The following is a 26,978-nucleotide window of genomic DNA, read 5'->3' as shown; positions in this document are numbered from 1 at the left end:
ACACGCGTCAAAGAGAATAGTATTCTCGTCGTGAGGAAGTTACAATCTCCTAGTCACCGTCCGCGAGGAGGTTGAGCACAGCGATGGCGCGGCGTTCTCCGGTACAGTCCAACCATGTTCTCCCAGCGCGACAATCATCTGAGCCGCCCGTGACAAACCCCAGTGAAGAGCCGGCCTGGAAACAGCGCGCCGTCGAACGCTCCATCAAGACCGCGAAATTGCGGGCGGCGCAGCGCGTGCAGCGCTTCCTGGACGCCGCGCAGGCCATCATCATCGAAAAGGGGAGCACGGACTTCACCGTCCAAGAGGTCGTCGACCGGTCGCGCCAGTCGTTGCGCAGCTTCTACCTGCAGTTCGACGGCAAGCACGAGTTGCTGCTCGCCCTGTTCGAGGACGCTCTGAGCCGCTCCGCGGACCAGATCCGTGCCGCGACCGAGAGTCACACCGACGCGCTGGAGCGCCTCAAGGTCGCCGTGGAGTTGCTCTACGAAGCCTCCCGGCCCGACCCCATGGCCAGACGACCGCTGTTCACCGACTTTGCGCCCCGTTTGCTGGTCACGCATCCGACCGAGGTCAAGGTAGCACATGCACCGCTGCTGGCTTTGCTCACCGAGTTGACCGAAGCCGCCGCGGAGGCCGGCAAATTGCGCGCCGACGTCAATCCCAAGCGGGCCGCCGCCATGACCATGCAGACCGTGATGTTCATCGCGCAGTCCAGCGGCGGCGCTGACGAAGATACGGCCCATCCCATCACCGCCGACGAGGTGTGGGACTTCTGCTCACGGGGATTCGCCGGCAAATAATTCCCCGTCGCGGGGCCGGAATTCCACGAGCCCATTTCGCCAATGAGCGAATATCGCACGTTGCTAAATGGACGAGAATGATATTCTCTGATACCAAGAATCGTAAATAGCCAAAATGGATTCCACGTTGACACTCGTTGGTGAGTGATGACAGAGTTCTACAGGCGGCATGACCGCGCTTCCCCGGGGAGCGGGCGCGGTTCCGGCGAGAGGGCAGTTACCCGTGACAGTCAGCGCACCCAACAGCGCACTCAACGATGTCTACTTCGACCCCTACGACGTCGAGCTCAACGCCGACCCCTACCCGATGTTTCGGCGGCTGCGTGAGGAGGTGCCGCTCTACTACAACGAGCAGCACGACTTCTACGCTCTGAGCCGCTTCGCCGACGTCAACGACGCGCTCGTCGACTATCAGACGTTCAGTTCGGCTAGAGGCGCCATCCTCGAACTCATCCGCGCCAACATCGAGATGCCGCCGGGTGTGCTCATCTTCGAAGACCCACCGGTGCACGACATCCACCGCAAGTTGTTGTCCCGCATGTTCACTCCGCGCAAGATCAACGACCTGGAACCCAAGATCCGCGAATTCTGCGCCCGCAGTTTGGATCCGCTGATCGGTACCGGACGTTTCGACTTCGTCAACGATCTGGGCGCGCAGATGCCGATGCGGGTGATCGGGATGCTGCTGGGTGTGCCCGAGGAAGATCAAGAGGCCGCACGCGATTTCGCCAACGCGCAGATGCGTACCGAAGCCGGCAAGCCGATGGAGTTCTCGGCCGAAGCCATGCTCAGCGGCGAGTTCTTCGGGCAGTACATTGACTGGCGCGCGGAGCACCCCTCCACCGATTTGACCACCGAACTGCTCAACGCCGAATTCGAGGACGAGCACGGCGTCGTACGCCGCATGCGCCGCGACGAACTGCTCACCTACATCACGGTCGTATCCGGTGCGGGCAACGAGACCACCACCCGGCTGATCGGCTGGGCGGGCAAGGTGCTCTCCGAGCATCCGGATCAACGCCGTGCGCTGGCGGAGAACCCGGCGTTGATCCCGGCCGCCGTCGAGGAATTGCTGCGCTACGAACCGCCGGCCCCACACGTGGCCCGCTACGTCACGCGGGACGTGGAGTACTACGGCCAAAAGGTGCCCGAAGGCAGCGTCATGATGATGCTCATCGGAGCGGCCAACCGCGACCACCGCCAATTCCCGCCTGACGGAGACGTTTTCGACATTCGGCGGGAGCCGCACCAACACCTGACGTTCAGTGTCGGCACGCACTACTGCCTCGGGTCGGCGCTCGCGCGTCTGGAAGGCCGGATCGCGCTCGAGGAGATCCTGAAGCGTTTCCCCGAGTGGGAGGTCGACCTCACCGAAGCAAAACTTTCCCCGACGTCGACGGTTCGGGGTTGGGAATCCATGCCGGCCGTGCTCGGCTGAGGCCGGTCGAGCCAACTAAGGAGAGAAACATGTCTGGACGTGTAGAAGGCAAAGTCGCCTTCGTCACCGGGGCGGCACTTGGTCAGGGACGCAGCCACGCGGTGCGGTTGGCGCAGGAAGGCGCCGACATCATCGCCATCGACGTCTGTAAGCGGGTCGTGGAGACCAGTCCCATCCCGGCGGCCACCCCGGAGGACCTGGCCGAGACCGCCGATCTGGTCAAAGGTCTCAACCGGCGGATCTTCACCGCCGAAGTGGACGTGCGGGACTACGACGGACTCAAGGCGGCGGTGGATGCCGGCGTCGACGAGTTGGGCCGGCTGGACATCATCGTCGCCAACGCCGGGATCGGTAACGGCGGCGACACCCTGGACCAGTGCAGCGAGCACGACTGGCAGGAAATGATCGACGTGAACCTGTCCGGCGTGTGGAAGACAGTGAAAGCCGGTGTGCCGCATCTCATCAAGGGCGGCAACGGTGGTTCGATCATTTTGACCAGCTCGGTCGGCGGACTGAAGGCGTACCCGCACTGCGGCAACTACGTGGCGGCCAAGCACGGTGTGGTCGGCATCATGCGTTCGTTCGCAGTCGAGTTGGGACACCACATGATTCGGGTCAACACGGTGCATCCCACCCACGTCAGCACCGGGATGATCATGAACGAGGGCACGTGGAAGCTGTTCCGGCCGGACCTGGAGAACCCCGGTCCCGACGACATGGCCCCGATCTGCCAGATGTTCCACACGCTGCCGGTTCCGTGGGTGGATGCCGTGGACATCAGCAACGCGGTGCTGTTCTTCGCCTCTGACGAGTCCCGCTACGTCACCGGTGTCACCCTGCCTGTCGATGCGGGTAGCTGCCTGAAATAGGGTCCGTCCCTATGGGCGGAATTTCTAGCTACGAAGGCCGCGGGGCGGTCGTCACCGGCGGTGCCAGCGGCATCGGCTTGGCCACCGCGACGGAGTTCGCGCGCCGCGGGGCCAAGCTTGTCCTGGCCGACATCGACGGAACCGGTCTGGAACAGGCCGTTGCGCGGCTGCGCGGCGAAGGATTCGAGGCGCACGGCGTGGTGTGCGACGTCCGGCATCTGGACGAGGTCGTGAACCTGGCCGATGAGTCTTTCCAATTGCTCGGGCAGGTCGATGTGCTGTTCAGCAACGCCGGCATCGGCATCGGCGGCCCGATCGCGCAGATGACGCACGAGGACTGGCGCCTGGTGATCGACATCGACCTGTGGGGCGCCATTCACACCGTCGAAGCATTTCTGCCGAGGTTGATCGAGCAAGGGGCGGGGGGCCACATCGCCTTCACCGCGTCCTTCGCCGGACTGGTGCCGAACGCCGGCCTCGGAGTTTACGGAGTTGCCAAGTACGGAGTCGTCGCTCTCGCCGAAGTGCTGGCTCGCGAGCTCACGCCCAACGACATCGGAGTTTCGGTCTTGTGCCCCATGGTGATCGACACCAAGCTGGTGTCCAACTCGGAGCGGATCCGCGGGGCGGATCAGGCACTGGACTCGTCGCCGGACTCGGCCAACGACCTGGGTGCGCTGCCGGCACAGGACGAGACCGTCAACGTCGACAACTTCGCCCGTCTGACCGCCGACGCCATCGCGGCCAACCGCCTCTACGTGCTACCGCACGAGGCGTCCCGGGCCTCCATCCGCCGACGCTTCGAGCGCATCGACCGGACCTTCGACGAGCAGGCCGCCGAGGGCTGGCGCCACTAGCGTGCGGGCGCCCGGCCGATCACACCGTCGGCTTCCAGGTCGGCGATCTCGGTGTCGGTCAATCCCAGCTCGGTCAGCAGTTCGTGATTGTGTTGTCCCAGCAGCGGTGCGGGCCGGGTGTGAAACCGCTGCGGTCCCTCGGATAGTCGCATGGGCACGGTGCTGAGCCTGGCCGGGCCGCACACCGGATGGTCCACGACCTCGAAGAAGTCGCGCGCGGCCAGCTGAGCCAGTTCCGTCTGGCGGTGCGGCTGCATGACCTTGGCCACCGGCACCCCGGCTTCCCACAGCCGGTCGACGATCTCGTCACCGGTGCGGGTCTCACACCAGCGCGCCAGCTGCTTGTCGAGGTAGTCGTGCTGCTCACGTCGCCCCGCCGCGGTGGCCAGCGCGGGATCGGTTGCCCACGAGGGTGATTCGAGCGCCGCGCACAGCCGGTTCCATTGCTGGTCGGTCGCCACCGCGATCGCCACCCAGCTGTCCAGACGACCGAACTCGTCGACGTCTTTGGTTAGGTACAGGTTCTGCGGGGCGGCGGTCGGCCCCCGGTTGCCCGACCGTTGCAGCAGTGCGCCGTAGGCGGAGTATTCGATGAGTTGCTCGGCGGCGATGTTGAGGGCCGCATCCACCATGGCCGCTTCGACCAACACTCCTTGACCCGTGCGGCGGCGGTGTTCCAGTGCCAGCAGCAGCGCGTTGAGCGCGTGCACGCCGGCGTTGGGGTCGCCGACCGAATACGGCTCGAACGGGGTGCGATCGGGGTAGCCGGTCAACCAGCTCACGCCCGAGGCCGATTCGATGACGTAGGCGAATGCCGGGTTGTCGCGCCAGGGTCCGTCGAGGCCGAAGCCCGGCATCCGCATCAGCACCGCGTCGGCCCGAAGGGCCTGCACCGCAGCGAAATCCAGGCCTATCTGATCGAGGACCCGGGGTGTGAAGTTCTCGGCGATCACATCGCAACCGGTGATCAGACGGTGCAGCAGTTCCCGTCCGCGCGGGTGCTGCAGGTCCAGGGTGATGCCCTTCTTGTTGGTGTTGAGGGCGGCGAAGATGGGTGACTTCTCCCACCACAACTCTTCGGTGACGGGTATGCCGGCTATCAGTCGGGTGCCGTCGGGCCGGCGGGTGGATTCGACGTGGATCACCTCAGCACCGAGCATGGCCAGGAAATGTGTGCAGGAGGGTCCCGCCCAGAACGTCGTCAGGTCCAGGACGCGAAGTCCACTCAGCGGCAACGTCTCTCGGCGCCGGAGAGACGGGCGGGCCACCGGGTCGATTTGCCGGTAGCGGGCGGTGTGCTCACCCAGCCGGGGTGCGGGTCCCGGCGGCCGAAGCTGAGCGGGTCGCATCCGGTAGGGATGACCGGGCTGCAAGAACCCATCGCGCGGATTGCGGGTGAACGTGCCCCGCTCGACGAAGTGGTCCAGCGACATGACGTTGGCGCCATTGGCCACCGGTGCATTCGGGATCCGGAAGGCGGTGGCGAGTTCGCGGATGTCGTCCACCCGTTGGCTGCGTACCCAGGCGTAGATCTCGTCGGCATGGATATTGGCCTGCTCGGTGATGGTGAGCGGTGAGTTCTCGTCGATCCACTCCGGGTGCCCGACCATGGCACACAGATCGAACCACTGTTGCGCGGTCCCGCAGCCGAGGTCGACCAGACCGTCCGCCGCGGCGGCCACACCCGGCACTGTGGGCCGCCGCGCATCGCGCCACGGCCGCCCCAGCATCTCGAAGTAGGTGACCGGATAGTAAGTGAGGCCGAGGATCTGGGTCTCCAGCATGGACAGGTCGACGAGTTGGCCGTCGGTGTCGCGCTGGTAGCGCGAGGCCAGGATGGCCGCGCTGGCGTAGGCGCCGGCCAGGTACTCCCCGACCTGCCCGCCGACGAACACCGGCGCGCGGTCGGCCACGCCGCGGCCCAGCCCGATGATTCCCCCGGACCAGGCCTGCAGGGTGAACTCGGTGGCGGCGCGGTCCCGCCACGGGCCGCGTCGGCCGAACGGCGTGATCGAAGTGACCACCAGATGCGGATGACGCTCCCCGATCTGTTCGGGCGGAAAGGCTTCGGCCACGGCCGATCCCGGCGACCAGACCACGGCCTCCGCGGACGCCAGCACCCGGTCGACCAGGTCGATGTCGCCCGTGCTCGCTGGGTCGGCGACGATGCTGGACTTCGACCCGGCCAGGAAGCTGAACAACGCGCCGTCCGTTGCGCCGTCCTTTCCGAGGTCCGCACCCGACGCCGACCAGGATCGCAGCGGATCACCCTCGGGCGGTTCGATTTTGACGACGTCGGCGCCGCCGTCGGCCAGCAGTTTGGTGCAATAACCGCCCGCGATACCGGTGGACAGATCGACCACCGTGAAACCGGTCAACGGCGAATCGACCACTACCGCTTCTTCTTTCGGCCCTGGCCCTTGCGTGCCTTCTTGCTCAACCGCCAGTCGGGCGGAAACTTGTCGTCATTGTCTTTGACCGCGCCGCCGAGACCCCGCTCGATTGCCGCATCGAGGGAGAAGTCGCCGGTGTCGGCCCGGGCAGCGCCGCCGGCCGACTCGAAGAACCCGCCGAGCACACTGCCCAGGTATTCACCCTGGAACTGCTTCATGATCTCGAAGAACGTCTTCTGCATGAACACGGTGTCAGTGGGCCGGTTACGGGCACACGCGAGAGCGTATTTAGCGACCTCGGCTTCGAGTTGCCCGCGCGGCACCACACTGTTCAGGAAATTGCAGTCGTACATCTCCGCGGCGGTGAAAGCCCGTCCAGTGAACACCATTTCCTGGAACTTGCGGATGCCCATGGTCTGCGCCCACCACCACATCCGCGGTCCCCAGCCGTAATACCGGAAGGACGGATGCCCGAACAGCGCATCGTCGCTGGCGATCACCAGGTCGGCGTCGGCGGCCTGATAGAAGTGCCAGCCGTAGCAGTAGCCTTTGGCTTCGACGATGCTGATCTTCTTGAAGTCCTGCAGCCCGCGGATACCGGAGTTCGGATTCGCATACCACTGTCCGATGGCGCCGCCGTGGCGGAACGACCCCTTCGGCGGGTAGGTGACTTCGCCTGCCCCGATACCGAATTCGGCGAGCAACGCCGCCGGGTCCGCCGACTCCTTGGCTGCCATGAACTCCTCGAGGTCGGCACCGGATCCCAGGTCGGCGCCCTCGCCGCGGATCACCACCACCTTCACGTCGTCGTCGACACCGGCGCGGTGCAGCAGGTCGGCGTAGCGCCGCCGGGCAGCGATCGTCGGTGCGTTCAGGTAGTCGGGCCGATCGAAGGTGATGGTGGCGATACGGGTCTCGACGTCTTTGTCATACCGGATGATCTTGGCGGCCTTGCGGTCCGCCTTGTCGGCCATGTTCAACCGTGCCAGGACGGACTGCTGCTCAGCACTTCCGGGCCGTCGCGGGTGATCAGCACCGCTTCGCGTCCGAACACCGCACCGACACCGGGTTCCCAGACATAGCCCGTGACGGCCAACACCATTCCCGGTTCCAGCCGCTCGTCACCGGCTGTGCGCGGCAGCTGAGCGGAGATCACCGGCGGGTCGAAACCCATGCCCAGACCGCGCGCCACCGGCATCGGCGGCGCCGACTCCCCCGCCGCCTGGTAGGCCGCCAGCAGTTCGCCGGCACCGGTACCCGGCCGACAGGCCGCGATCAGCTTGTCCCACAACCGGTCCCATCGCGCGAAGACCGCCGCTGCCCCCGGTACCGACCCGACCGGCCACGTCCTGCCCACCTCGCCGATGTAACCGCGCGCCACGACGCCGGCCGAGAAGGCGACCAGGTCGCCGGTCTGGATCCGGCCGTCACTGTGGGCGCGCCGCCAGGAGTGCTCACGCGAAGTCACCCACGCCACATCCTGATTCGCCGGGGTGCTCACCCCGCCGGCGGCCAGCGCCTCCAGCAACACCCCGGCCAGCGTCTGCTCGGTCACCCCGGCCCGCAGCTCGGAGACCGCGGCGGCCAAACCCCGGTCGGCCACCGCGACGGACTCGCGCAGAGCGGCGATTTCGTCGTCGGTCTTGATGCGCCGGGCCGCGCGCATCGCGAGTTCACCGTCCACCAGCTCGGCGTGCGGAAACGCCGTCGGCAGCAACTGGGCGAAAACCGGTGACAGCGCGTCGGTTCCGACCCGGCGCGCGTCGGCGGCACCCTCGATGCGCTGCAGCGCCGCGATGGTGTTCACCGGGTTCCACGAGATGCCGTACAGGTTCTCGTGCGGGATGTCCTCGGGCACCCCTTCGTCCCAGGTACTGAGCAGGTGGATGGCACCGGTGGCGCGCACCAGTACGCAGGTGGGCCCGAACGGGCGCGTGCCGGCCACCCACAGTTGCGGTGCGCCGGTGACGTATCGGACGTTGGCCTGCCGGCCCAGGACCAGCACGTCGAGGTCGTACTCGGCCATCTGGACCAGCGCGCGTTCCCGACGGCCCAGGCGCAGCGCCCGGTCGTCGGCCAGGACTTCAGTTGCCATAGGGGTCATAGGGGTAGTCGGTCAATATCGTCGAGCCCTCCTCGGTGATCACCAGGACCTCTTCGCTGCGGTAGCCGCCGGTGCCGTCCTCCCACACCACCGGCTCGACCACCAGCACCATGCCCGATTGCAGCACGAAGTTCTCGTCGAACTCGTCGCCCAGATCCGTTCCGATCATGGGCATTTCGGCCGCGTTGACGCCGATGCCGTGGCCCAGGTAGAAGTGCGGGAGCCATGGCCGGGTGCCGTCGTTGGCCGCGATGGCGGCGCGGCCCAAGTCGGCGGCGGTGACTCCGGCACGGGCCACGCCCAGCACCGCGTCCATGATCTGTCGCCATTTGTCGAACTGGGCCTGCTGGCGCGGCGACGGGTCCTGTCCGACGATCCAGGTACGTCCGAAGTCCGAGCAGTAGCCCTGGTAGGTGATGCTGACGTCGGTCCACAGCACGTCGCCCTTGGCCAGCTCGCGTTCGGTGCTCAGCAACGGCAGCGCGAGGTCACCGTGGGTGGTCCACACCCCCTCGGCCCTGCTGTTCGGCATCACCTGCCAGATCGGTTCCAGCATGCTGGCCATCGCCCCGAGTTCGAAGGCGCGGCGCAGGAACCGGCCGGACAGGTCGACCTGGCGGATGCCGGGGGCCAATGCCTGGTGGACCTCGACCATCGCCTCGTCGGTGATCCGGACCGCGGTGCGGATGCAGGCGAGTTCGTCGGGGGTCTTGACCACCTTCGCGGCGCTGACCACGGCGGCCGCGTCGACGGGAGCGCCCCCCGGGAACAACGACTTCCGGGCACGCGACATCGCACCGGTCAACTCGTCGACGGCCACGGTCGAGCCGGCCGGGATCAGCTCGGCCAGACGGCGGGCGAAATCGGCTACGCCCTCGTCGAATTCGAGGTAGACCGGTCCGTGCAGGTGGTCGGTGGGAAGTTCCGACTCGTGCGCGGCACCTTCGCGGAACGGCAGGAACAGGTGCGGCCACGGGTCGTCGACGAGGACCACCGCTACCGGGCGCTCGACGTAGGAAATTCCGGCATCGCCCAGCGGCCAACTCGTCCCGGTGGCATAGACAACGGCGTTGTTGCCCAGCAGCACCAGGGCGTCGACGCCGCGTTCGGCCATCGCGGTGCGCAACCGCGCTCCCGTCTCGCGGCGCAGCCGGGACAGGTCCGGGGTCTCCGGGATGGTCAGACCGTCGGCCGCAAAAGTCGTCACAGGCCCAGGAATTCGGTGATGTTGCCGCTGACGATGCGGGTGGCGCGCTCCGGCCCGACGGCTTCGACGACGGCGGCCAGCGACTTCTCGGAATAGCCGTAGGTGCTTTCGTTGTGCGGGTAGTCACTGGACCACATGACCTTGTCGACCCCGATCCGGTCGATGAGCTCCAGGCCCAGCGGGTCGACCATGAACGAAGCGCTCATGTGGGTGTCCCAGTAGTAGCGGACGTCGTGTTCCAGCGGCCGGTTGAACATGTGCTGATAGGACGCCACCAGATGCTCCGCGTCTTGCAAAGCCCAAGGTACCCAGGCGATTCCACCTTCGAACCAGCCGATCCGCAGACTGGGATGATCGTCGAGGATGCCGGAGAAGAGGTACTTCGCGAACTGCTCCCGGAAGCCGTCGATATTGATCATCATCCCGACGACGACGCTGTTGAACTGGCACGGCGTTTTCGGCGGGGTCTCACCGATGTGATGCGTAACCGGCAGCCCGGCGGCTTCGATCTCGTCCCACACCGGCTTCATCGCGGTGCTGCCGTAGTCGATGATGTTTCCGTCGTCGTCCTTGCCCGGGTTCAGCGGTAGGAGGAATGTCTTGAGTCCCAACGACTTCAACTCGGCCAGTGTCTTGCGGGTGCCCTCCGGGTCCCACCAGTTGATCAACCCGGCGCCGTAGAAGTGACCGTTGGAGCGTTCCTGCAACTCCGCGATGTACTCGTTGTAGATACGGAAGGTGATCTCACGGAGCTTCTTGTCCGGGTAGTGGAACAACGCCAGAACCGCGTTGGGGAAGGCGAGTTCCTTGTCGACACCGTCTTCGCGCAACTCCTGAATGCGCGCTTCGATGTTGGTGCTGGCCGCCCCGGGCAGGTCGTCGTATTGCATTAGCACGGCACTGAAGTCACCGGGCAGGAACGACTGGCCCTTGCGACCCACTTGATACGCGCCGTCCTCGTACCAAATACGGGGTGCCTTGTCCTTCAGGTCTTCCGGGAAGCGCTCGTAGAAGATATCGGCGGCCAGCGAGATGTGATTGTCGGCGGAGAAAACCTCGGTCCCCGCGGGCAGACCCACGTTGCTGCCGATGGCGTGGCCTTTGCGATCCTTGGGTGCGCCAAAGCCTTTCGGTGGGTAGAGCGTGCTTGTCATCATTGACCTCTCTTGGGCTGTGAAAGGGCTTACCAGGTGATCGGCAGTTCGTGCACGCCGTAGGTGAGCCGGTCGTGTTTGAACGGGATCTCCTCGAACGGGACAGCCAACGCCATGGTGGGAATTCGCTGGAACAGGCTACGGAAGACGATCTGCAGTTCCGCGCGCGCCAACTGTTGTCCCACGCACTGGTGCCGGCCGTAGCCGAAGGCCACATGGCGGTCCGCGTTCGAGCGGTGCAGGTACAGCCGGTCCGGTTCGGTGAACGCTTCGGCGTCCCAATTCGCCGGGGCCAGATCGATGATGATGCCCTCGCCGGCGCGGATGACCTCGCCGGCGATCTGGATGTCCTCGCTTGCGACGCGGCGCTGACCGTTCTGGATGATGCTGAGGTAGCGCAGCAATTCCTCCACCGCATTGGCGACGATCTTCGGGTCTTCGGCATCCCGGATGGCCGGCAGCTGGTCGGGATTTTCCAGCAGCGCAAGCACACCGATGCCGATCATGTTGGCGGTGGTCTCGTGGCCGGCCATCAGCAAGCCACTACTCAACTGCGTGGCCTCTTTGAGGCTGAGATCGCCGGCCTTGACCCGTTCGGCCAGATCGGAAACTGCGTCCTCAGCTGGGTTGTCCATCTTGGCCTCGACCAGTTTGGACAGGTACTTGTACAGGCTCATCGCACCCTTGACGGTGTCCTCGCTGGTCGCGTAGCGAGCAAGTCCGACGTTGGCGTGCTCCTGGAACATCTCGGCGTCCTCGTAGGGCACCCCCAACAACTGACTGATCACCAGCGACGGGATCGGCAGGGCGATCGCGGAGACGAGGTCGGCCGGCTGCGGTCCCGCCAACATCTTGTCGATGTGGTCGTCGGTGATCTGCTGAATTGCCGTGCGAAGGCCTTCCACTCGCCGAAAGGTGAAGGGCTTGGACAACATTCGCCGGAAGCGGGTGTGTTCTTCGCCGTCAGAGGTGAAGACCGACCGGGGTCGCTTGTGCACCGTGGACAGCATGCGTTCGTTCCAGTGGGGAAAGCCAGGTATCCGGTCGTCCACGCTGACCCGCGAATCCGAGAAGAGCTCTCGGCACTGTTCGTAACCGGTGATCAGCCAGGGCGTGCTGCCGTCCCAGATCCGCACCCGGGAAAGTGGTTTCGCGTCAGCTAACGACATGACATCCGGCGGTGGGGCGAACGGGCACCCCGCGGCGCGTGCCATCGGATATTCGGGAATACCGGTGTCAGTGCTGTTATCCGTGAGTGTGTCGGACACGGTCACTCCTCGATCTGAATTGCCAGCGCCGGGCAGAAGGCGGCGGCTTTGCGGGCACCCTCGAACTGCTCGGCGGGTGGAGTGGGGTCGAGCAGGACGACGACGCCGTCCTCGTCGCGCTGGTCGAAAACCTCGGGTGCGTTCATCACGCAATTGCCCGACGATGCGCAGATGTCTTGATCGACAGTGATTTTCATATCTTCGGTGCTTCGCTTTCCGGGGTCACGGGAGCCAGCCACAGGCCCACGATCGCGTCGATGAGACCGGTCGCGGCCGCCCGCCAGGACGGGCGGGGCATCGAAGTGCCTTCGGCGAGTGCGCGTTCGAGATCCGCGCAGGTGTGCATCAACAGGTTGCGCGCCATGATGTTTCGCTCGAACCGCACCGCCACCGGCAGGTCCGGCAGGCAGCTGTTGATGCCGTCGATCACCTGGACCAGCGACGACGAGCTCAGCGCGTCCTTGACGACGATGTTGTGGTAGGCGGGATCGGTCATGGCCTGGGCGGCGAACCGGGCATACCAGGTGGGATTGCCCAGATCCTCCAGGTGCTCGGTGAGGGGGCAGACCAGACAGGCCACCCAGTCACGCATCCCCGCGGAATCCGGCAGGCCGGCCACCATCTGCTCGCGCAACTCCTCGACCGGCCCGCGGTGTTTCTGCTCGATCGCGCGCACCAGGTCGGCCTTGGTGCCGAAGTGGTAGCCGACGGCGGCGTTGTTGCCCTGCCCGGCGGCCTCGCTGACCTGACGGTTGGACACCGCGAACACCCCGTGCTCGGCGAACAGTCGCTCGGCGGCGACCAGGATCGCCTCCTGGGTGGAGCTGGCCCGGTCACTGCGCACCGGCCGGCCGACGGTGGTCATGCCGCCCAGTCAACCCCGCCCGGTGCGGTTAAGTCAAGCGATTGATTTAAAGGATCGGCGCCCGCGGAACGTCGATCAGCTCGATGCGGTCAGGTCGGTGGTGGCCGGCCCCTCCAGCAGCGTCCCGTCGGGCGCGAACCGGGACCCGTGCAGCGGGCATTCCCAGGCCCGATCGGCGTCGTTCCAATTGACGATGCCGCCCAGGTGCGGGCATACCGGGGAGACGACGTGTTCGACGCCGTCGACCCGGGACCGGGCCTCGAGATGCCACGGCGGACCGCTGACCACACCGCCTTCGTCGCTGTCGGGGCTGCGGTTGTGCCACCGCGTCGCCGGGGTGACCCAGCCCTTACCCAGGTTGAAGCCGACCTCGAGGTTGGCCTGCAGAGCCGTCGTCAACCCGGCGAGCTCATGCCGGCTCCAGCTGGCGAACGCGCTGGCCCAGTCCATCCGGCCACCGAGGATCCGACTCGACAGCGCCAGCGCCGCGGCAGGACCGTTGGTCATCCCCCACTTGTTGAATCCTGTTGCGATGTAGATCGTTTCGGAGTTCGGCAAGATCGGCCCGACATAGGGCAATTCGTCGATCGGGCTGTAGTCCTGGGCCGACCAGAAATGCGTCTGCTTCGCGCCCGGATAATGCTGGCGGGTCCATGACGACAGTTCTTCCAAAGCCTTGGTCGGGCTTTTCTCCCGGCCCACCGTGTGCCCCGCACCGCCGACGATCAGCAACTCGCCGTCCTTGACCGGCGCATACCGCACCGAGCGGGTCGGTGAGTCGGCGGAAATCATCATCGGCCGAGTGATGGTGCCCGGCACCTGGTAGGCCATGCAATAGGAGCGCTGCGGCTTGACCCGCGCGAAGTAGCCGCCGCGGTCCAGAATCGGCATCCCGGTGGCCAGCACCAACTGCTCGGCGCGCACGTCGACGTCCTGTCGCGACTCATCGTTGACGCGCAGTCGCACACCGTCGCCGCGGGTGGACACGCTGCGCACCCGGGTGCGCTCCACCAGGCGCCCGCCGTGCTCGAGCAGTTCGGTCACCAGCGCGTCCGAGAACTCCATCGGATCGAACTGCGCCTGCTCGGGCAGCCGAACGCCACCGTGGTACGGGAACGGCACGCCGGCGTCGTCCTCCCAGGTGACCGGCAGACCCACCGTTTGGCACGCTTTGAACTCGGCGCGTACCGAGGGGACGCCCTTGGCCGACTGGGCATAGGTGTAGGCGTCCTCCCGCTGCATCGCGACACCGCGCCGTCGGCAGTACTCCAGCACCCACTCCATGCCTTCCCGGTTGCCGTCCACGTAGGCGCGGGCGGTGTCCCGGCCGTGCCGGGGCAGGACCTTCGACAGGTGCGTGGACTGCAACAGGCTGATCTTGGCGGTCGTGTTCCCCGTCGTGCAGGCACCCACCGTCCGGGCTTCCAGCACCAGCACGTCTTTGCCGGCGCGCGCCAGCAGCACGGCGGTGGTCAACCCGGTGATGCCGGCACCGACCACGATGACGTCGGCCGACAACGGGCCGTCATCGAGCCGGCTTGCGGTCCAGGATGTCATTCGATCGGCAAGCCACAGAGAAGTCACGGAGATTTTGTTACCCGCAATCGCCCTCGACAAACGACCTATCGGGTCACAGGATCGGCCTTCCGCCGGTGACTGCCACACGCGCACCAGACACATAACTGGCCTCGTCGGAAGCCAACAGCACGTACACCGGGGCCAGTTCCGCGGGCTGTCCGGCCCGTCCGAGCGGCACGTCGTCCCCGAACGACGCGACCTTCTCGGTGGGCATGGTGGCCGGGATCAACGGCGTCCATATCGGTCCCGGCGCCACGCTGTTGACCCGGATGCCTTGCGGCCCAAGCAGTTGCGCAAGGCTGGCGGACAGATTGGCGATCGCGGCCTTGGTTGCCGCGTACGGCGCCAAGGTCGGGCTGGGTGAGTCGGAGTTCACCGAGGAACTGCCGATGATCGACGCGCCGGAACTCATGTGCGGCAACGCCGCCTTGGTCAGATAGAAGTAGGCACCCACATTCAGCTTGAAGGTGTGGTCCCATTCCTCGTCGCTGATCTCGTCCAAGCTCTCGTGTGTCATCTGGTATGCGGCGTTGTTCACCAGCACGTCGATGCGGCCGAACTCCGCAACCGCCCGGTCGACGACGGCCCGGCAATGCTGCGGGTCGGACAAATCTCCCGGAACCAGCACGCACTTGCGCCCGGCGTCCTCGACATAGCGCGCGACGTCTCGGGCGTCCTCGTCTTCGTTCAGGTAGGCGATCAGCACGTCGGCGCCCTCGCGGGCATAGGCGATCGCGACGGCGCGGCCGATGCCGCTGTCACCGCCGGTGATGATGGCCGCCTTGCCGGTCAACTTGCCCGAACCGGTATAGCTGTTCTCCCCGCAGTCCGGCACCGGGTCCATCTGCGCCTGACTGCCCGGTACCTCTTGCTGTTGTTCGGGAAAACCCATCGCTCAACCCTTCTCAAGCTCGTCGACTCCCCCTGACACTGGCCCAGTAGTAGCCGCTCCCGGACCGGATAAACCCGTCCATGACAGCCGGCGGCGAGGGGTTCTGTTGGCGCCCCGGTATTGCGTTTGACGGCTTGATTCGCGGGTATGTCCGACGGCACTGTTCTTCAGCCAGCAGGAACTGACTCCGCTTCATTTCAGCGGCCCGCTCGGGCTGTCTGTAGTCGTTGCCCTGGAAGGAACGTGGTGTTACGCGTCGCGTCGGTGCCGGCTTCGCACATCTACGTGCGTCACCTCGCCGACCCCACCACCGCCGACGTGACCAGGCTCGACGATCCCGTCCCGTCCGACGGTCGCAAGGTTCCGGGCGGTTGGTGGCCGCCGCTGATGCTGGAACCGGGCTGGGTCAGTGACAACCACGAGCGGTTCGACGTCTTCCACGTCCACTTCGGCTTCGACGCCGTCGGTCCCGAGGTGCTGGCCGAGGTCGTCCAGGAACTCAAGATGCACCGCAAGCCCCTGGTCTACACCGTCCACGATCTGCGTAACCCGCACCATCCCGATCCGGCAGCCCATGCCGAGCAACAGGATGTGCTGATCGCCGCCGCTGATGAGCTGATCACGCTGACACCCGGTGCCGCGCAGCAGATTTGGCGGCGCTGGGAACGTCGCGCCCGGGTGCTGCCCCACCCGCATGTGCTGGACAGGGACCATATCGAGCAGCCTCGGGGACACCAGGAGCGCTTCGTGATCGGGGTGCACGCCAAGAGCGTGCGTGCCAACATGGATCCGTTGGCGGTGGTGGAAGCCCTTACGCGGGTCGTCTCGGACCTTCCCGACGCGGTGTTGCAGATCGACGTGCATGACGAGATCTTCGATCCCGCCAATCATTGGTTCGCCCCCGAGTTCGGTTTCGCCCTGCTGGAGTACCGCCACCATCCGCAGGTGGACGTGCGGGTGCATCCCTACTTCTCCGACGACGAACTCTGGGAATATCTTGCCGCACTGACGGTTTCGGTGCTGCCGTATCGCTTCGGCACCCATTCGGGGTGGCTGGAAGCCTGCTACGACCTGGGCACCGCGGTCGTTGCGCCCAGTTGCGGGTACTACGATCAGCAGCGTCCGTGTGGCGTGTTCCATTGCGATGAAAGCACTTTCGACGAAGCGTCGCTGCATCGGGCGATCCTCGACGCGCACCGGAGATGGGCGGCCGGTGACGCCGCGCCGCGCGCGACATGGACCGAAAGGCTCGCCGAACGGCGCGAACTCGCCCGCGCGCACCGTCAGATCTATCAGGACGTGCAGTTATGACCGCACCGTTGCGCGTCGCGCTGATCGCCTCGAACCGATTTCCGATCCGCCAACCCTTTGCCGGCGGGCTGGAGGCACACGTCTTCCAGTTGGCCCGCGGACTGGCGGCGCGGGGTTGTCAGGTGTCGTTGTTCGCCGCGCCCGACTCGGACCCGGCACTGGATTGTCAGACGCTGGACGTGCGTCCGCTGGGTTTGTCCGAGGCGGCGCGACGTGACGTGTCGATGCCCTCGGGCACGTTCATGGCCGACCACCATGCCTACCTGTCCCTGATGCTGTGGCTGGCCGGCCCCGGTCGCGCGGAGTTCGACGTCATCCACAACCACAGCCTGCACTACCTGCCGGTGGCGATGGCGTCGGCATTGTCGACCCCGATGCTGACCACCGTGCACACTCCGCCGACACCCTGGCTGGAGTCGGCGATCGACGCGTCCGGCGGAACGCAGGCACGCTTCGCGGCCGTTTCGCGGCACACCGCAGCGTCGTGGCAGGATGTCGCCGGTCCGGTCACCGTGGTACCCAACGGCATCGACACCCGGCAATGGCCGCTCGGTCCCGGTGGGCCAAACCTGTTGTGGTCTGGGCGGATAACTCCCGAGAAGGCACCGCATCTGGCGATTGCCGTCGCCCGGAGCAGCGGCTGGCCGTTGACCCTCGCAGGGCCCATCTGCGACGAGCGGTACTTCGCCGAACAGGTGGCACCCCACCTGCGCTGCGGTATCCGATATGCGGGTCACCTGGACCACGATCGGCTGGCCCGGCTGGTCGGGCGGGCCGCGGCGGCCCTGGTCACGCCGACCTGGGACGAGCCCTACGGGCTGGTGGTCGCCGAGGCGATGGCGTGCGGGACGCCGGTCGTGGCCTTCGCCCGGGGCGGCATCCCCGAACTCATCAGCGAGGACTCGGGCCGACTCGTCGACGCCGGCGACGTGAACGCGATGGCCGAGGCCATCTCCGAAGCGGTTCGGCTGCCCCGAGATCGGGTGCGCGAGCACGCCATACGGCACTGCTCGTCGACGGTGATGGTCGGCGCCTACTGCGGTCTGTATCGCGAGATGATCGACGAGTCGACAGGTGAGGCAGATGATCGGCTACTACATCCACCATCAAGGTTTCGGGCACCTGGCGCGAGCCGTCAGTATCTGCGAGCGGATGCAGACTCCGGTGACCGCGTTGACCTCACTCGATATCACCGGGCCGCAGCCCTTTTCGGCAATCGTGAAGCTATCGCGTGACGACGATGCCGAGCAGGTGCGCGAACCCACAGCCCACGGTGCCCTGCATTGGGCGCCGCAACACGATCTGGGATTCACCGCCCGGATGGATCAGATCGCCCGCTGGGTCGCCGACGCGCGGCCGCAGGCCGTCGTCGTCGATGTGTCGGTCGAAGTGGCAACCTTCGTCCGGCTGCTCGGTGTGCCCGTTGTCGTGATGGCGTTGCCCGGCAAGCGGATTGACGCTCCGCACCTGTTGGTGCACCGCATCGCCGACCACATCGTGGCTGCCTGGCCCAAGGCGTTGTGCGTGCCTTCCTGGCTGCGCCCATACGAAGACAAGACCAGCTACGTCGGTGGGATCAGCCGCTTCGAGGGACGCGCTTGCTCCGGTCCCGACCGTGCGCACCGCACCGCCGTGTCGGTCGAGGACATGCGGGTGCTGGTGTTGGGCGGCGCCGACGATAACTTCGGCGCGGCTTTGGAGCACTGTGCCGCAACGTATCCCGAGTTCAGCTGGACCGCGCTGGGCGGCAAAAGCGGTGTGTGGCACGAGGACCCGTGGCCGGCGATCTGCGCCGCCGACGTCGTGGTCAGCCATGCGGGTCAGGGCGCCATCGCCGATATCGCGGCGGCGCAACGGCTTGCGGTCGTAGTCCCCGAGCCGCGTCCTTTCGACGAGCAGCAGGCCACCGCGAAGATACTGAGGCGGCACCGGCTGGCCGTCGTCGCCCACGATTCTCCGGACCAGCGGGCCTGGCCGGCCCTGCTCGCACACGCCAGTGCCGGTGACCCGGTGCGCTGGTGCCGGTGGCAGGTCGACGGGGCGGCGGCGCGCGCCGCCGCGGCCATCGAGTCCACCGCGCAACGATGCAGGCGGGGGGCGGCATGAAAACCGCGGTCGTCACCGCCGTGCACGGCAGGAGTGCACATCTGCGCAGACAGCTCGAGGGATTGGCCAGCGGCACTCGAGCCGCGGACGTCCACGTCGTGGTGGCGCTCGACGATCCGGCGGTCAGCGCAATCGTGGCCGAGGCGGACGGGCCTACCCTCGTCGTGGACTGCGCGGCCGGCAAACCGCTGCCGGTTGCGTTGGGACGCAACCTGGGTGCGCAAACCGCGATTCGCGAACATGCCGAGCTGCTGATCTTTCTGGACGTCGACTGTATTCCCGGCGCCGAACTGATCGAGCGCTACCATGCCGTCGCGAGCCGGCCCGAGCATGCCAACGCCATGTTCTGTGGACCGGTCACCTATCTGCAGCCGCCGCCGCCATCGGGCTACGTCCTATCCGAGATCCGGGCTCACCCTTATCCGCATCCCGCCCGCCCGGCGCCGCCCGACGGGTCCGTGCTGGACACCACGGATTACACCCTGTTCTGGTCACTGTCCTTCGCACTGAAAACCGTTACCTGGCAACGCATCGGCGGATTCTGTGAGCTCTACCGCGGCTACGGCGGCGAGGACACCGACTTCGCGCAGTGCGCGGCCGCCAAGGCAGTGCCGATGCGTTGGGTGGGCGGAGCGCACGCCTTTCACCAATACCACCCGGTTGCCGATCCACCCTTCGACCACCTCGACGACATCCTGCGCAACGCCGCGATCTTCTACCGGAGGTGGGGCTGGTGGCCGATGGAAGGCTGGTTGTCCTCCTTCGCGGCCCGTGGTGTCATACGCCGCGAGGCCAACGGGCGACCCGTGCGCGTGGGCGTGCGTTCACCGATCGGGCGTTGACGAGTGTCTTGGCAATTAATTGGGTAATCCGCGCGGTATCACCGAACGACAGCCCGGGAGTTGAAACATGCCACCTGCCCGTAAGCCCTCGCAATCCGCCCCCCGCCGCGCCAGCGCGACCGGCGCAACCAGCAACGCCGACAGCGACGCCGACCCGCGTAGCCAGCAAGGCAAGTACCTAACCACAGCCCAAGGTGTGCGCCTGCCGGACACCGACCACTCGCTGAAGGCCGGCAACCGTGGCCCCAGCCTGCTGGAGGATTTCCACCTGCGCGAGAAGATCACCCATTTCGACCACGAACGCATCCCCGAGCGCGTGGTGCACGCGCGGGGCGCGGCCGCGCACGGCGTGTTCGAGGCCTACGGCACCGCGTCGGACTACACCCGGGCCGGCTTCCTGGCCCGCAAGGGCAGGAAGACCGAGGTGTTCTGCCGGTTCTCCACGGTGCTGGGGTCACGCGGTTCGGCGGACACCGTCCGCGACACCCGTGGCTTCGCGGTGAAGTTCTACACCGACGAAGGCAATTTCGACTTGGTGGGCAACAACATGCCGGTGTTCTTCATCCAGGACGGCATCAAGTTCCCGGACGTCGTGCACGCCGCCAAGCCGCATCCGGACCGCGAGATCCCGCAGGCGCAATCCGCCCACGACACGTTCTGGGACTTCGTGTCGCTGCACACCGAAGCCACCCACCACGTGTTCTGGAACATGAGCGACCGCGGCATCCCCCGCTCGTATCGCACCATGGAGGGGTTCGGTGTGCACACCTTCCGGCTGACGAACCGGAAGGGCAAGACCAGCCTCGCCAAGTTCCATTGGAAGCCGGTGGCGGGAGTCCATTCCCAGGTGTGGGAAGAAGCGCAGATCACCGCGGGCTGCGACCCGGACTTCCACCGCCGCGACATGGCCGACGCCATCGACGCGGGTGCCTTCTTCGAATACGAGCTCGGCATCCAGGTGATGCCCGACGACGGAACCGAGACCTACGAGGGGATCGACCTGCTGGATCCGACGAAAATCGTTCCGGAGGAACTGGTTCCGGTCACGCTCATCGGCAAGCTGACGCTCAATCGCAATCCCACCAACTACTTCGCCGAGACCGAGCAGGTGGCCTTCCACACCGGCAACCTGGTTCCCGGCATCGAACCCACCAACGACCCACTGATGCAGGCTCGGCTGTTCTCCTACCTCGACACGCAGCTGACCCGGTTGGGTGGACCCAACTTCGCCCAGTTGCCGATCAACCGCCCGCATTGCCCGGTCAACGACATGTTGCGCGACGGGATGCACCAGACGGCGATCCACGAAGGCATCGCGCCCTACCGTCCCAACAGCATCGACGACGGCGAACCCGAGGTGGCCGATGCCGGCAACGGTGGGTATGTCCAGACGCCGCGCGCCATCAACGGCCCGGCCGTTCGGGAGAACCCGACTTCGTTCGAGGACCACTTCACCCAACCGGCGATGTTCTACCGCAGCCTGAGCCGGGTCGAACAACTGCACGTCATCGAGGCGTTCACCTTCGAACTCGGCAAGTGCTACGAGCAGGCGATCAAGGAACGTGAGCTGGAGGTGCTGGCCAACGTCGACACCGACCTGTGCGAACAGGTCGCGGCCGGTCTGGGTTTGCCTGCGCCCAAAGGCAATCCACCCAAAGAGGTGCAGACGTCGGCGGCGTTGTCCCAGGTGTATGCCGAGCCGGGTCCGGTCGACGGCCGCAAGGTCGGCATCATCGCCGACGCGGGTTCCGATCTCGCGGGTGTGTCGAAATTGATCAAGGCGGTGCTGGCCGCCGGCGCGGTTCCGATGCTCACCGCGCCGGTGGGCGGGAAACTCAAGTCGGGACGACGGGTCGAGATCGTCGAGCGTACGTTGCTGACCGCGCGGTCCGTCGAGTTCGATGCCGTGATCGTCGCCGCGGGCACCCAGCCCAGCGGGGACATCAAGTTGGTGACGTTGCTGCAGGAGGCTTTCCGGCACTGCAAGCCGGTGGGCGCCTGGGGAGATGGCGTCGCTGTCCTGGCGCAGGCGGGCATCTCGCCCGACGATCCCGGGGTGCTGGTCTCCGACGACATTGACAGGAAGGCCACCGCCGCTATCTTGGCCGCGCTCGGGATGCACCGGGTGTGGGCGCGCGAGCCGAAGGTGCTGGCGTCGGCGGTCCCGCCGGGCAAGAACAAGAAGAAGTGACGCTGGCCGCTGCCGACGATGCGTGCCATGTCATGTCTCGCGTTTGCGCGACCGGATCACCTTGCCGGCGACCGTCCCGCCGTCCACCGGTAGCACGGTTCCGGTGACATAGCGGGACCGGTCGGTGGCGAAGTACAGCGCCGCCTCTGCGACGTCGTCGGGCGTGCCCTCCCGCTTGAGCGGCCGGTCGTCGCGCATGGTCTGGCGGATCGACGCCTCGAAACGCTCCAGTTGCTCGGCATCCATGCCCTGGGTGGACGACGCCAGGATGGGTGTGGGTATGTTGCCCGGCGCGATGGCGTTGACTCGAATTTCGTAGTGCGCCAGCTCGATTGCCGCAGACTTGGTGAATTGGATGACCGCGGCTTTGGATGCGCGGTAGGTCGCGACACCGCCGCCGGCCAGGATGCCACCGATCGAGCTCACGTTGATGATGGAGCCGCCACCGTTGGCTACCATGTGCCGGGCCGCGTCTCGGGTGCCCACCATCACCCCAAGGACGTTGACCGCCATCACGCGATGGAAATGCGCGAAGTCGTCGTCGAGTAACCGACCGAGCGGACTGGAGATCCCCGCGTTGTTCACCATGACGTGCAGTCCGCCGAACTTCTCGACAGCGGTCGTCACGGCCGCGCCGACCTGTTCGGGATCGGAGACGTCGGTGCGGTGGAACAGCGTGGAGTCGCCCAGGTCGCGCGAAAGCTGCTCGCCCGATTCCTGTTGCACGTCGGCGATCACGACGCGCGCGCCCTCGGCTGCGAATCGCTGCACGATGCCGCGGCCGATGCCCGAAGCGCCGCCGGTGACGATGGCTACCTTGTCCGCCAATTCATTGACCACCCGTCGAGTTAATCGGCGTGACCGGCATTAAGTCAAGCAGTTGATTTAAGATGACGGGTCGCCTTTGGTCTCGGCGGACCGTTGCGCCATGCTGAACGGGCTATCTACTCGGGCGGTGGGAAGGGCATGGCAATGAAGGTTTTGGTCATCGGTGGCACCGGGCTCATCGGCTCGCAGGTCGTCGCGAACCTCAGCGAACTGGGACACGAGGCCGTCGCGGCATCGCCGCGTTCGGGAGTCAACGCCGTGACCGGCGAGGGCGTCGCGGATGCGATGTCGGGCGTGGATGTCGTTGTCGACGTGGCCAATTCGCCGTCGTTCGCCGACGACGACGTGCTGAACTTCTTCACCACCTCGACGGCGAATCTACTGGAGGCCGAACGGGCAGCCGGAGTGAAGAATCACGTCGCCCTGTCGATCGTGGGCACCGACCGGGTGCCGCAAAGCGGCTACCTGCGCGCCAAGGCCGCTCAAGAGCGGCTGATCACCGAGTCCGGCGCGCCCTACTCCATCGTGCGGGCCACCCAGTTCTTCGAGTTCGTCACGGGCATCGCCGACTCCGCATCCGACGGGAACACGGTGCGACTGTCGCACGACGCGGCCATCCAGCCGATCGCCGCCCAAGACGTCGCGGCCGCCGTCGCCCGCGCGGCTGTGAACCCGCCGCTCAACCGCATCACCAACATCGCGGGTCCGCAGCGATACGGCATGGACGAATTCGTGCGCATCGGCCTTGCGGCTCACGGCGATCCGCGCGAAGTGGTGACGGACCCGACGGCTACCTACTTCGGTGCCGTGCTCGACGGCCGCAGCATCGTGCCGGTCGAGGGTGAGGACGTGACCATCTGCGAGACACGCTTCGAGGATTGGGCCGGCACCCAAGGGTGATGGCGGGCTACGGCAACTGAGTCTGCCGCACAGCCTCCTGAGCAAGCTGCACCCGGGAGGTATAGCCGAGTTTGGTGTACATGTGCGTCAGATGCGCCTGCACGGTGCGCGGCGAGACGAAAAGTCGTTCTGCGATGTCCTTGTTCGCCAGCCCCTGGCTGACCAGACGCGCCACGTCGAGTTCGGTCCGCGTCAATGCCGCCCACCCGCTGGCGGGTCGCTTGCGTTCGCCACGTCCACGCAACGCATAGTTGATCGCGTCATCGGCCGACATGGCCGCGCCGTCGCCCCAGGCTTCCTGGAAAGGACTGTCTCCCAGAGTGTTACGGCACGACTCGACCGCCATGACGTAGGCGTCGTCGAACATGGGCAACCGGAACTCGCCGGTGCGGTCGCGGATCACCGCCGCCGCCGCCAGCAACCTTGCGGCATCGAGGTGATTTCCCGCGTCGACAGTCAGTCTGGCCAGTACCTCCAGGATCGCCGGAACCTGCAGACGCCCCTGATTGTCCAGGGCCATCGACAGCGCCTGGTTGGCGTCACGCCGGGCCTGGTCGTTGTCACCGCGATCCACCGCGATGGCGGCGCGGATGCTTAACGCGAACATCTTGTGCCAGCCGGCCATTGTGGCGACGGCCTCGTCAGCCACCGCTTGCGCCTTGGCCAGATCACCCTCGAGATGCGCGCACTGGGCCATCGAGGTGATGGCAACGGATCCGCGCTGCACGGCCGGCAATTCCCAGACCCTGGCACGCAACTCGCGTGCCGAGACGACATCGCCGTCGGCCACCGCCGCCATGGCCATGACGGTGGTCGCCGCCCGCTCCAGCACCACGCCGCCGAGTTCTGCTCCTGCAGTCATCGCCGCGCGACCGACCCGTCGGGCCGCGGCGATCTGGCCGTGATAGGTCAGTGCGCAGCCCTGGCTGACCAGACACAGGAACGCGACCAGGGCATCGCCGTCGGCTTCGCATTCGGCAGCAACCGACCGGAAAGTGTCGATGGCGCCCTCCAAGTCCGCGCACAACATCTGGGCCATGCCGGTCGCCCAACGACACATCTGCGCGTTCGACGAATCGTCGAGCGCGTCGGCAAGGTCTGCCCCCTCGGTGCCCAGCGTCAACGCCGCCACCGGATCACCGGCCATGGCGGCCAGATATGCCCGCCTACCCAGGATCTGACTGAGCCTCCAGTCGTCACCGGTCGACCGGCACAGCTGAATGGCTTCGGTCAGATACGGTGCCGCGGTGTCGAAGTCGAGTCCGGCGATGCAGCCGCATGCGGTGAGTGTCCGGGCCAGCAGTGCGGGGTCGCCCAGTTGGCGGGCAATCTCGACCGACCGGCGAGCCTCGTCCCAGTTTCCGGTGACGATGGTGAGGGAATCCAGCACGGTCCGGTCGGCGATGGCGCGAGCATGTACCGCCGGGTCCATACCGTCCGGGTCGAAGCCGTCGCCATCGAGGACCGCGGCAAACCAGGCCCGTCCCTCGGGCAGACGTCCGCGCCCCTGCCACAGCGGCTGCAACGACGACGCAAGCTGCAGGGCGGTCGCGTTCTCCCCGATCTCGCAGCAGTAGTCGAATGCTGCTCGCACATTGTCGATTTCGGCCTCGACGCGTCCGATGCTGCGCCGGAAGGTATTGCGCGAGGGCGCGTCCAGTTCGGCAGCCAGCGCGGCGTAGTGATCGCGATGCCGACCGCGCACCGCGCCGGCCTCACCGGACTCGTCGAGCTTTTCGACCGCGTAGGCACGGATGGTCTCCAGCATCCGGTATCGCGCACGGCCGGCGATGTCGTCGGCGTGGACCAGCGACTTGTCCACCAACAGGGTCAATTGGTCGAGCACCTGGTAGCGCTGGGCACCGGTCCCGCCGCACACCGCTACCGCGGCGTCCAGGTCGAAACCTCCGGCAAACGCCCCGAGTCGTCGGAACAGAACGCTCTCGCCGTCGGTGAGCATCGAGTGCGACCAGTCCACCGAGGCGCGCAGCGTCTGTTGGCGTCGCACCGCGGCGTGGTGTCCGCCGGTCAGCAACTCGAATCGGTCGTTGAGACTGTCGCGGATGTCGCGGGCCGACAGTGCCCGCATGCGCGCGGCCGCGAGTTCGAGCGCCAGCGGCATGCCGTCCAGACGGCGACAGATCTCTGCGATGGTCTCCGAATTGTCAACGGTGACAGCGAAATCAGGCCGGACACTACGGGCTCGCGCGCTGAACAACTCCACTGCCTCGTCGATCAAGCGCAGCGACGGTACCTGCCAATTCACCTCCCCTGCGGCGCGCAGCGATTCGCGACTGGTGGTCAACAACCGAACGGTAGGGCAACTGCTCAGGAGCGCCACGACGAGCGCGGCGGCGCCTTCCAACACGTGCTCGCAGTTGTCCAGGACGATCAGCGTCTTACGGTCCGCGACTCGGGTGGCGAGGGTCTCGACGATCGACCGTCCCGGTTGGTTGTGCAGACCAACAGCTTGCGCGACGGCTGCCTCGATGAGATCGGGGTCGGTAATGGGAGCGAGGTCCACGAAATAGCATGACGCGCCGACCTCGTCGCCGAACTGCGCCGCGAGCTGGATGGCGAGACGCGTCTTGCCGACACCGCCCGAACCGGTCAACGTCACCAATCGGTGCTCTTCGAAAAGAGTCCTCAATTCCGCGATTTCGCGTTGCCGCCCGACGAAGCTGGTCAGTGGTACCGGCAACGATTGTGCTACACCGCTTTTCGAGGATCGCAACGGCGGAAACTCGACGCGTAGGTCCGGATGGCACATCTGGGCGATGCGTTCCGCGCGGGCGATGTCACGTAGCTGATGACTGCCGAGGTAGGTCAACCACACTCCGGCAGGCAAGTGGTCGATCACCAGCTGCTCGGTCGCTGCGGTGAGCACCGTCTGGCCACCGTGGGCCAGGTCGCGCACCCGGGCGGCCCGATTGATGGTGGGGCCGATGTAGTTCGCCGCATCGCGCAGCTGGATCTCTCCGGTGTGCAGGCCGATGCGCAGGCGCAGCGGCGCGAGCGGCGCACGCTGGATATCCAAGGCGCACGCGATCGCGTCACTTGCCCGGGTGAACGCGATCACGAAGCTATCGCCTTCGCCCTGTTCGACCGGGCGCACCCCGTGATGGACGTCGACCAGCTGTGACAACGTCTCGTCCAGGCGCGTCACCGCGTCGGTCATCTCGGCCGGGCGGTCTTGCCACAGGCCCGTGGATCCTTCGATGTCGGCCAGCAGCAACGTCACCGTTCCGGTCGGAAGTTCGTGCACGCCCAACTCGCTCCACTTCACCGGGGTCCCACTCATGTTAGCCAGCATGCTCCGTGCCGACGTGTCACCACATCAGCACAAATGCGTAGAAAACGCGCTCGCGTGGA

The 26,978-nt window shown here is 66.3% G+C and carries 22 protein-coding genes; 10 read left to right on the top strand and 12 right to left on the bottom strand.

Features of this window, described 5'->3' with window-relative positions; genetic code table 11:
* Window positions 1-149: 149 nt before the first annotated feature.
* From AC5Y46_RS04105 to AC5Y46_RS04090, 4 genes are all read left to right on the top strand, one after another.
* Window positions 150-803 (top strand): TetR/AcrR family transcriptional regulator, encoded by a 654-nt coding sequence (locus AC5Y46_RS04105; protein WP_499943436.1) that lies wholly within the window; start codon window positions 150-152, stop codon window positions 801-803.
* A gap of 223 nt (window positions 804-1,026) precedes the next feature.
* Window positions 1,027-2,241, top strand: coding sequence for a cytochrome P450 (locus tag AC5Y46_RS04100; RefSeq protein WP_499990187.1), 1,215 nt, complete (start codon window positions 1,027-1,029; stop codon window positions 2,239-2,241).
* Between the two features lie 29 nt (window positions 2,242-2,270).
* On the top strand, window positions 2,271-3,110 hold the full coding sequence (locus AC5Y46_RS04095) for a mycofactocin-coupled SDR family oxidoreductase (RefSeq protein WP_499943440.1): 840 nt from the start codon (window positions 2,271-2,273) through the stop codon (window positions 3,108-3,110).
* Window positions 3,111-3,121: 11 nt separating this feature from the next.
* Window positions 3,122-3,967, top strand: coding sequence for an SDR family NAD(P)-dependent oxidoreductase (locus AC5Y46_RS04090; RefSeq protein ID WP_499943441.1), 846 nt, complete (start codon window positions 3,122-3,124; stop codon window positions 3,965-3,967).
* Here AC5Y46_RS04090 and AC5Y46_RS04085 read toward each other — a convergent pair.
* The 10 genes from AC5Y46_RS04085 to AC5Y46_RS04040 form a co-directional block, all read right to left on the bottom strand.
* Window positions 3,964-6,360: a CaiB/BaiF CoA transferase family protein gene (locus tag AC5Y46_RS04085; RefSeq protein ID WP_499943442.1), complete on the bottom strand. Its 2,397-nt coding sequence runs from the start codon at window positions 6,358-6,360 to the stop codon at window positions 3,964-3,966. The genes AC5Y46_RS04090 and AC5Y46_RS04085 overlap by 4 nt on opposite strands.
* Entirely contained in the window at window positions 6,360-7,334 is a 975-nt protein-coding gene (locus tag AC5Y46_RS04080) for an enoyl-CoA hydratase/isomerase family protein (RefSeq protein WP_499943443.1), read from the bottom strand. The genes AC5Y46_RS04085 and AC5Y46_RS04080 overlap by 1 nt, the downstream gene beginning before the upstream one ends.
* A gap of 2 nt (window positions 7,335-7,336) precedes the next feature.
* Window positions 7,337-8,455 carry a M24 family metallopeptidase gene (locus AC5Y46_RS04075; RefSeq protein ID WP_499943444.1) on the bottom strand — a complete coding sequence of 373 codons (1,119 nt, stop codon included), beginning with the start codon at window positions 8,453-8,455 and terminating at the stop codon, window positions 7,337-7,339.
* On the bottom strand, window positions 8,445-9,671 hold the full coding sequence (locus AC5Y46_RS04070; protein WP_499943445.1) for a M24 family metallopeptidase: 1,227 nt from the start codon (window positions 9,669-9,671) through the stop codon (window positions 8,445-8,447). Before AC5Y46_RS04070 ends, AC5Y46_RS04075 begins: the two co-directional genes overlap by 11 nt.
* Window positions 9,668-10,825 (bottom strand): amidohydrolase family protein, encoded by a 1,158-nt coding sequence (locus AC5Y46_RS04065; RefSeq protein ID WP_499943446.1) that lies wholly within the window; start codon window positions 10,823-10,825, stop codon window positions 9,668-9,670. The genes AC5Y46_RS04070 and AC5Y46_RS04065 overlap by 4 nt, the downstream gene beginning before the upstream one ends.
* A gap of 29 nt (window positions 10,826-10,854) precedes the next feature.
* Window positions 10,855-12,093: a cytochrome P450 gene (locus AC5Y46_RS04060; RefSeq protein WP_499943447.1), complete on the bottom strand. Its 1,239-nt coding sequence runs from the start codon at window positions 12,091-12,093 to the stop codon at window positions 10,855-10,857.
* Between the two features lie 2 nt (window positions 12,094-12,095).
* Entirely contained in the window at window positions 12,096-12,290 is a 195-nt protein-coding gene (locus AC5Y46_RS04055) for a ferredoxin (RefSeq protein ID WP_499943448.1), read from the bottom strand.
* Window positions 12,287-12,958 (bottom strand): TetR/AcrR family transcriptional regulator, encoded by a 672-nt coding sequence (locus tag AC5Y46_RS04050; RefSeq protein WP_499943449.1) that lies wholly within the window; start codon window positions 12,956-12,958, stop codon window positions 12,287-12,289. Before AC5Y46_RS04050 ends, AC5Y46_RS04055 begins: the two co-directional genes overlap by 4 nt.
* 75 nt (window positions 12,959-13,033) lie before the next feature.
* Window positions 13,034-14,542 (bottom strand): FAD-dependent oxidoreductase, encoded by a 1,509-nt coding sequence (locus AC5Y46_RS04045; protein ID WP_499943450.1) that lies wholly within the window; start codon window positions 14,540-14,542, stop codon window positions 13,034-13,036.
* A gap of 46 nt (window positions 14,543-14,588) precedes the next feature.
* On the bottom strand, window positions 14,589-15,428 hold the full coding sequence (locus AC5Y46_RS04040) for a glucose 1-dehydrogenase (protein ID WP_499990174.1): 840 nt from the start codon (window positions 15,426-15,428) through the stop codon (window positions 14,589-14,591).
* 264 nt (window positions 15,429-15,692) lie between these two features.
* On the opposite strand from AC5Y46_RS04040, the gene AC5Y46_RS04035 reads away from it, so the two are divergent.
* The 5 genes from AC5Y46_RS04035 (at window position 15,693) to AC5Y46_RS04015 (ending at window position 21,878) form a co-directional block, all read left to right on the top strand.
* A complete protein-coding gene (locus AC5Y46_RS04035; RefSeq protein ID WP_499943672.1) occupies window positions 15,693-16,739 on the top strand; it encodes a glycosyltransferase family protein in 1,047 nt (348 codons plus the stop codon).
* The gene (locus AC5Y46_RS04030; protein WP_499943452.1) at window positions 16,736-17,974 is read left to right on the top strand and encodes a glycosyltransferase family 4 protein; all 1,239 of its coding nucleotides are present in this window, start codon (window positions 16,736-16,738) and stop codon (window positions 17,972-17,974) included. Before AC5Y46_RS04035 ends, AC5Y46_RS04030 begins: the two co-directional genes overlap by 4 nt.
* Window positions 17,958-18,845: a glycosyltransferase gene (locus AC5Y46_RS04025; protein WP_499943453.1), complete on the top strand. Its 888-nt coding sequence runs from the start codon at window positions 17,958-17,960 to the stop codon at window positions 18,843-18,845. Before AC5Y46_RS04030 ends, AC5Y46_RS04025 begins: the two co-directional genes overlap by 17 nt.
* Window positions 18,842-19,687, top strand: coding sequence for a glycosyltransferase family 2 protein (locus AC5Y46_RS04020; RefSeq protein ID WP_499943455.1), 846 nt, complete (start codon window positions 18,842-18,844; stop codon window positions 19,685-19,687). Before AC5Y46_RS04025 ends, AC5Y46_RS04020 begins: the two co-directional genes overlap by 4 nt.
* A 67-nt stretch (window positions 19,688-19,754) precedes the next feature.
* The gene (locus AC5Y46_RS04015) at window positions 19,755-21,878 is read left to right on the top strand and encodes a catalase (RefSeq protein ID WP_499943456.1); all 2,124 of its coding nucleotides are present in this window, start codon (window positions 19,755-19,757) and stop codon (window positions 21,876-21,878) included.
* Between the two features lie 30 nt (window positions 21,879-21,908).
* Here the strand turns inward: AC5Y46_RS04015 and AC5Y46_RS04010 are convergent, their stop codons facing one another.
* Window positions 21,909-22,718: an SDR family oxidoreductase gene (locus AC5Y46_RS04010; RefSeq protein WP_499943457.1), complete on the bottom strand. Its 810-nt coding sequence runs from the start codon at window positions 22,716-22,718 to the stop codon at window positions 21,909-21,911.
* Between the two features lie 132 nt (window positions 22,719-22,850).
* Between AC5Y46_RS04010 and AC5Y46_RS04005 the strand changes: the two genes are divergently transcribed.
* Entirely contained in the window at window positions 22,851-23,606 is a 756-nt protein-coding gene (locus AC5Y46_RS04005) for an SDR family oxidoreductase (protein ID WP_499943459.1), read from the top strand.
* A 7-nt stretch (window positions 23,607-23,613) separates the two neighbouring features.
* Here the strand turns inward: AC5Y46_RS04005 and AC5Y46_RS04000 are convergent, their stop codons facing one another.
* Window positions 23,614-26,907: a helix-turn-helix transcriptional regulator gene (locus AC5Y46_RS04000; protein WP_499943460.1), complete on the bottom strand. Its 3,294-nt coding sequence runs from the start codon at window positions 26,905-26,907 to the stop codon at window positions 23,614-23,616.
* Between the last annotated feature and the right edge of the window lie 71 nt (window positions 26,908-26,978).

It is taken from the genome of Mycobacterium sp. NGS59 (genome assembly GCF_059812345.1).
Note: the sequence above shows the minus strand (reverse complement) of the source record. Positions and strands in the feature narration are given on the sequence as shown.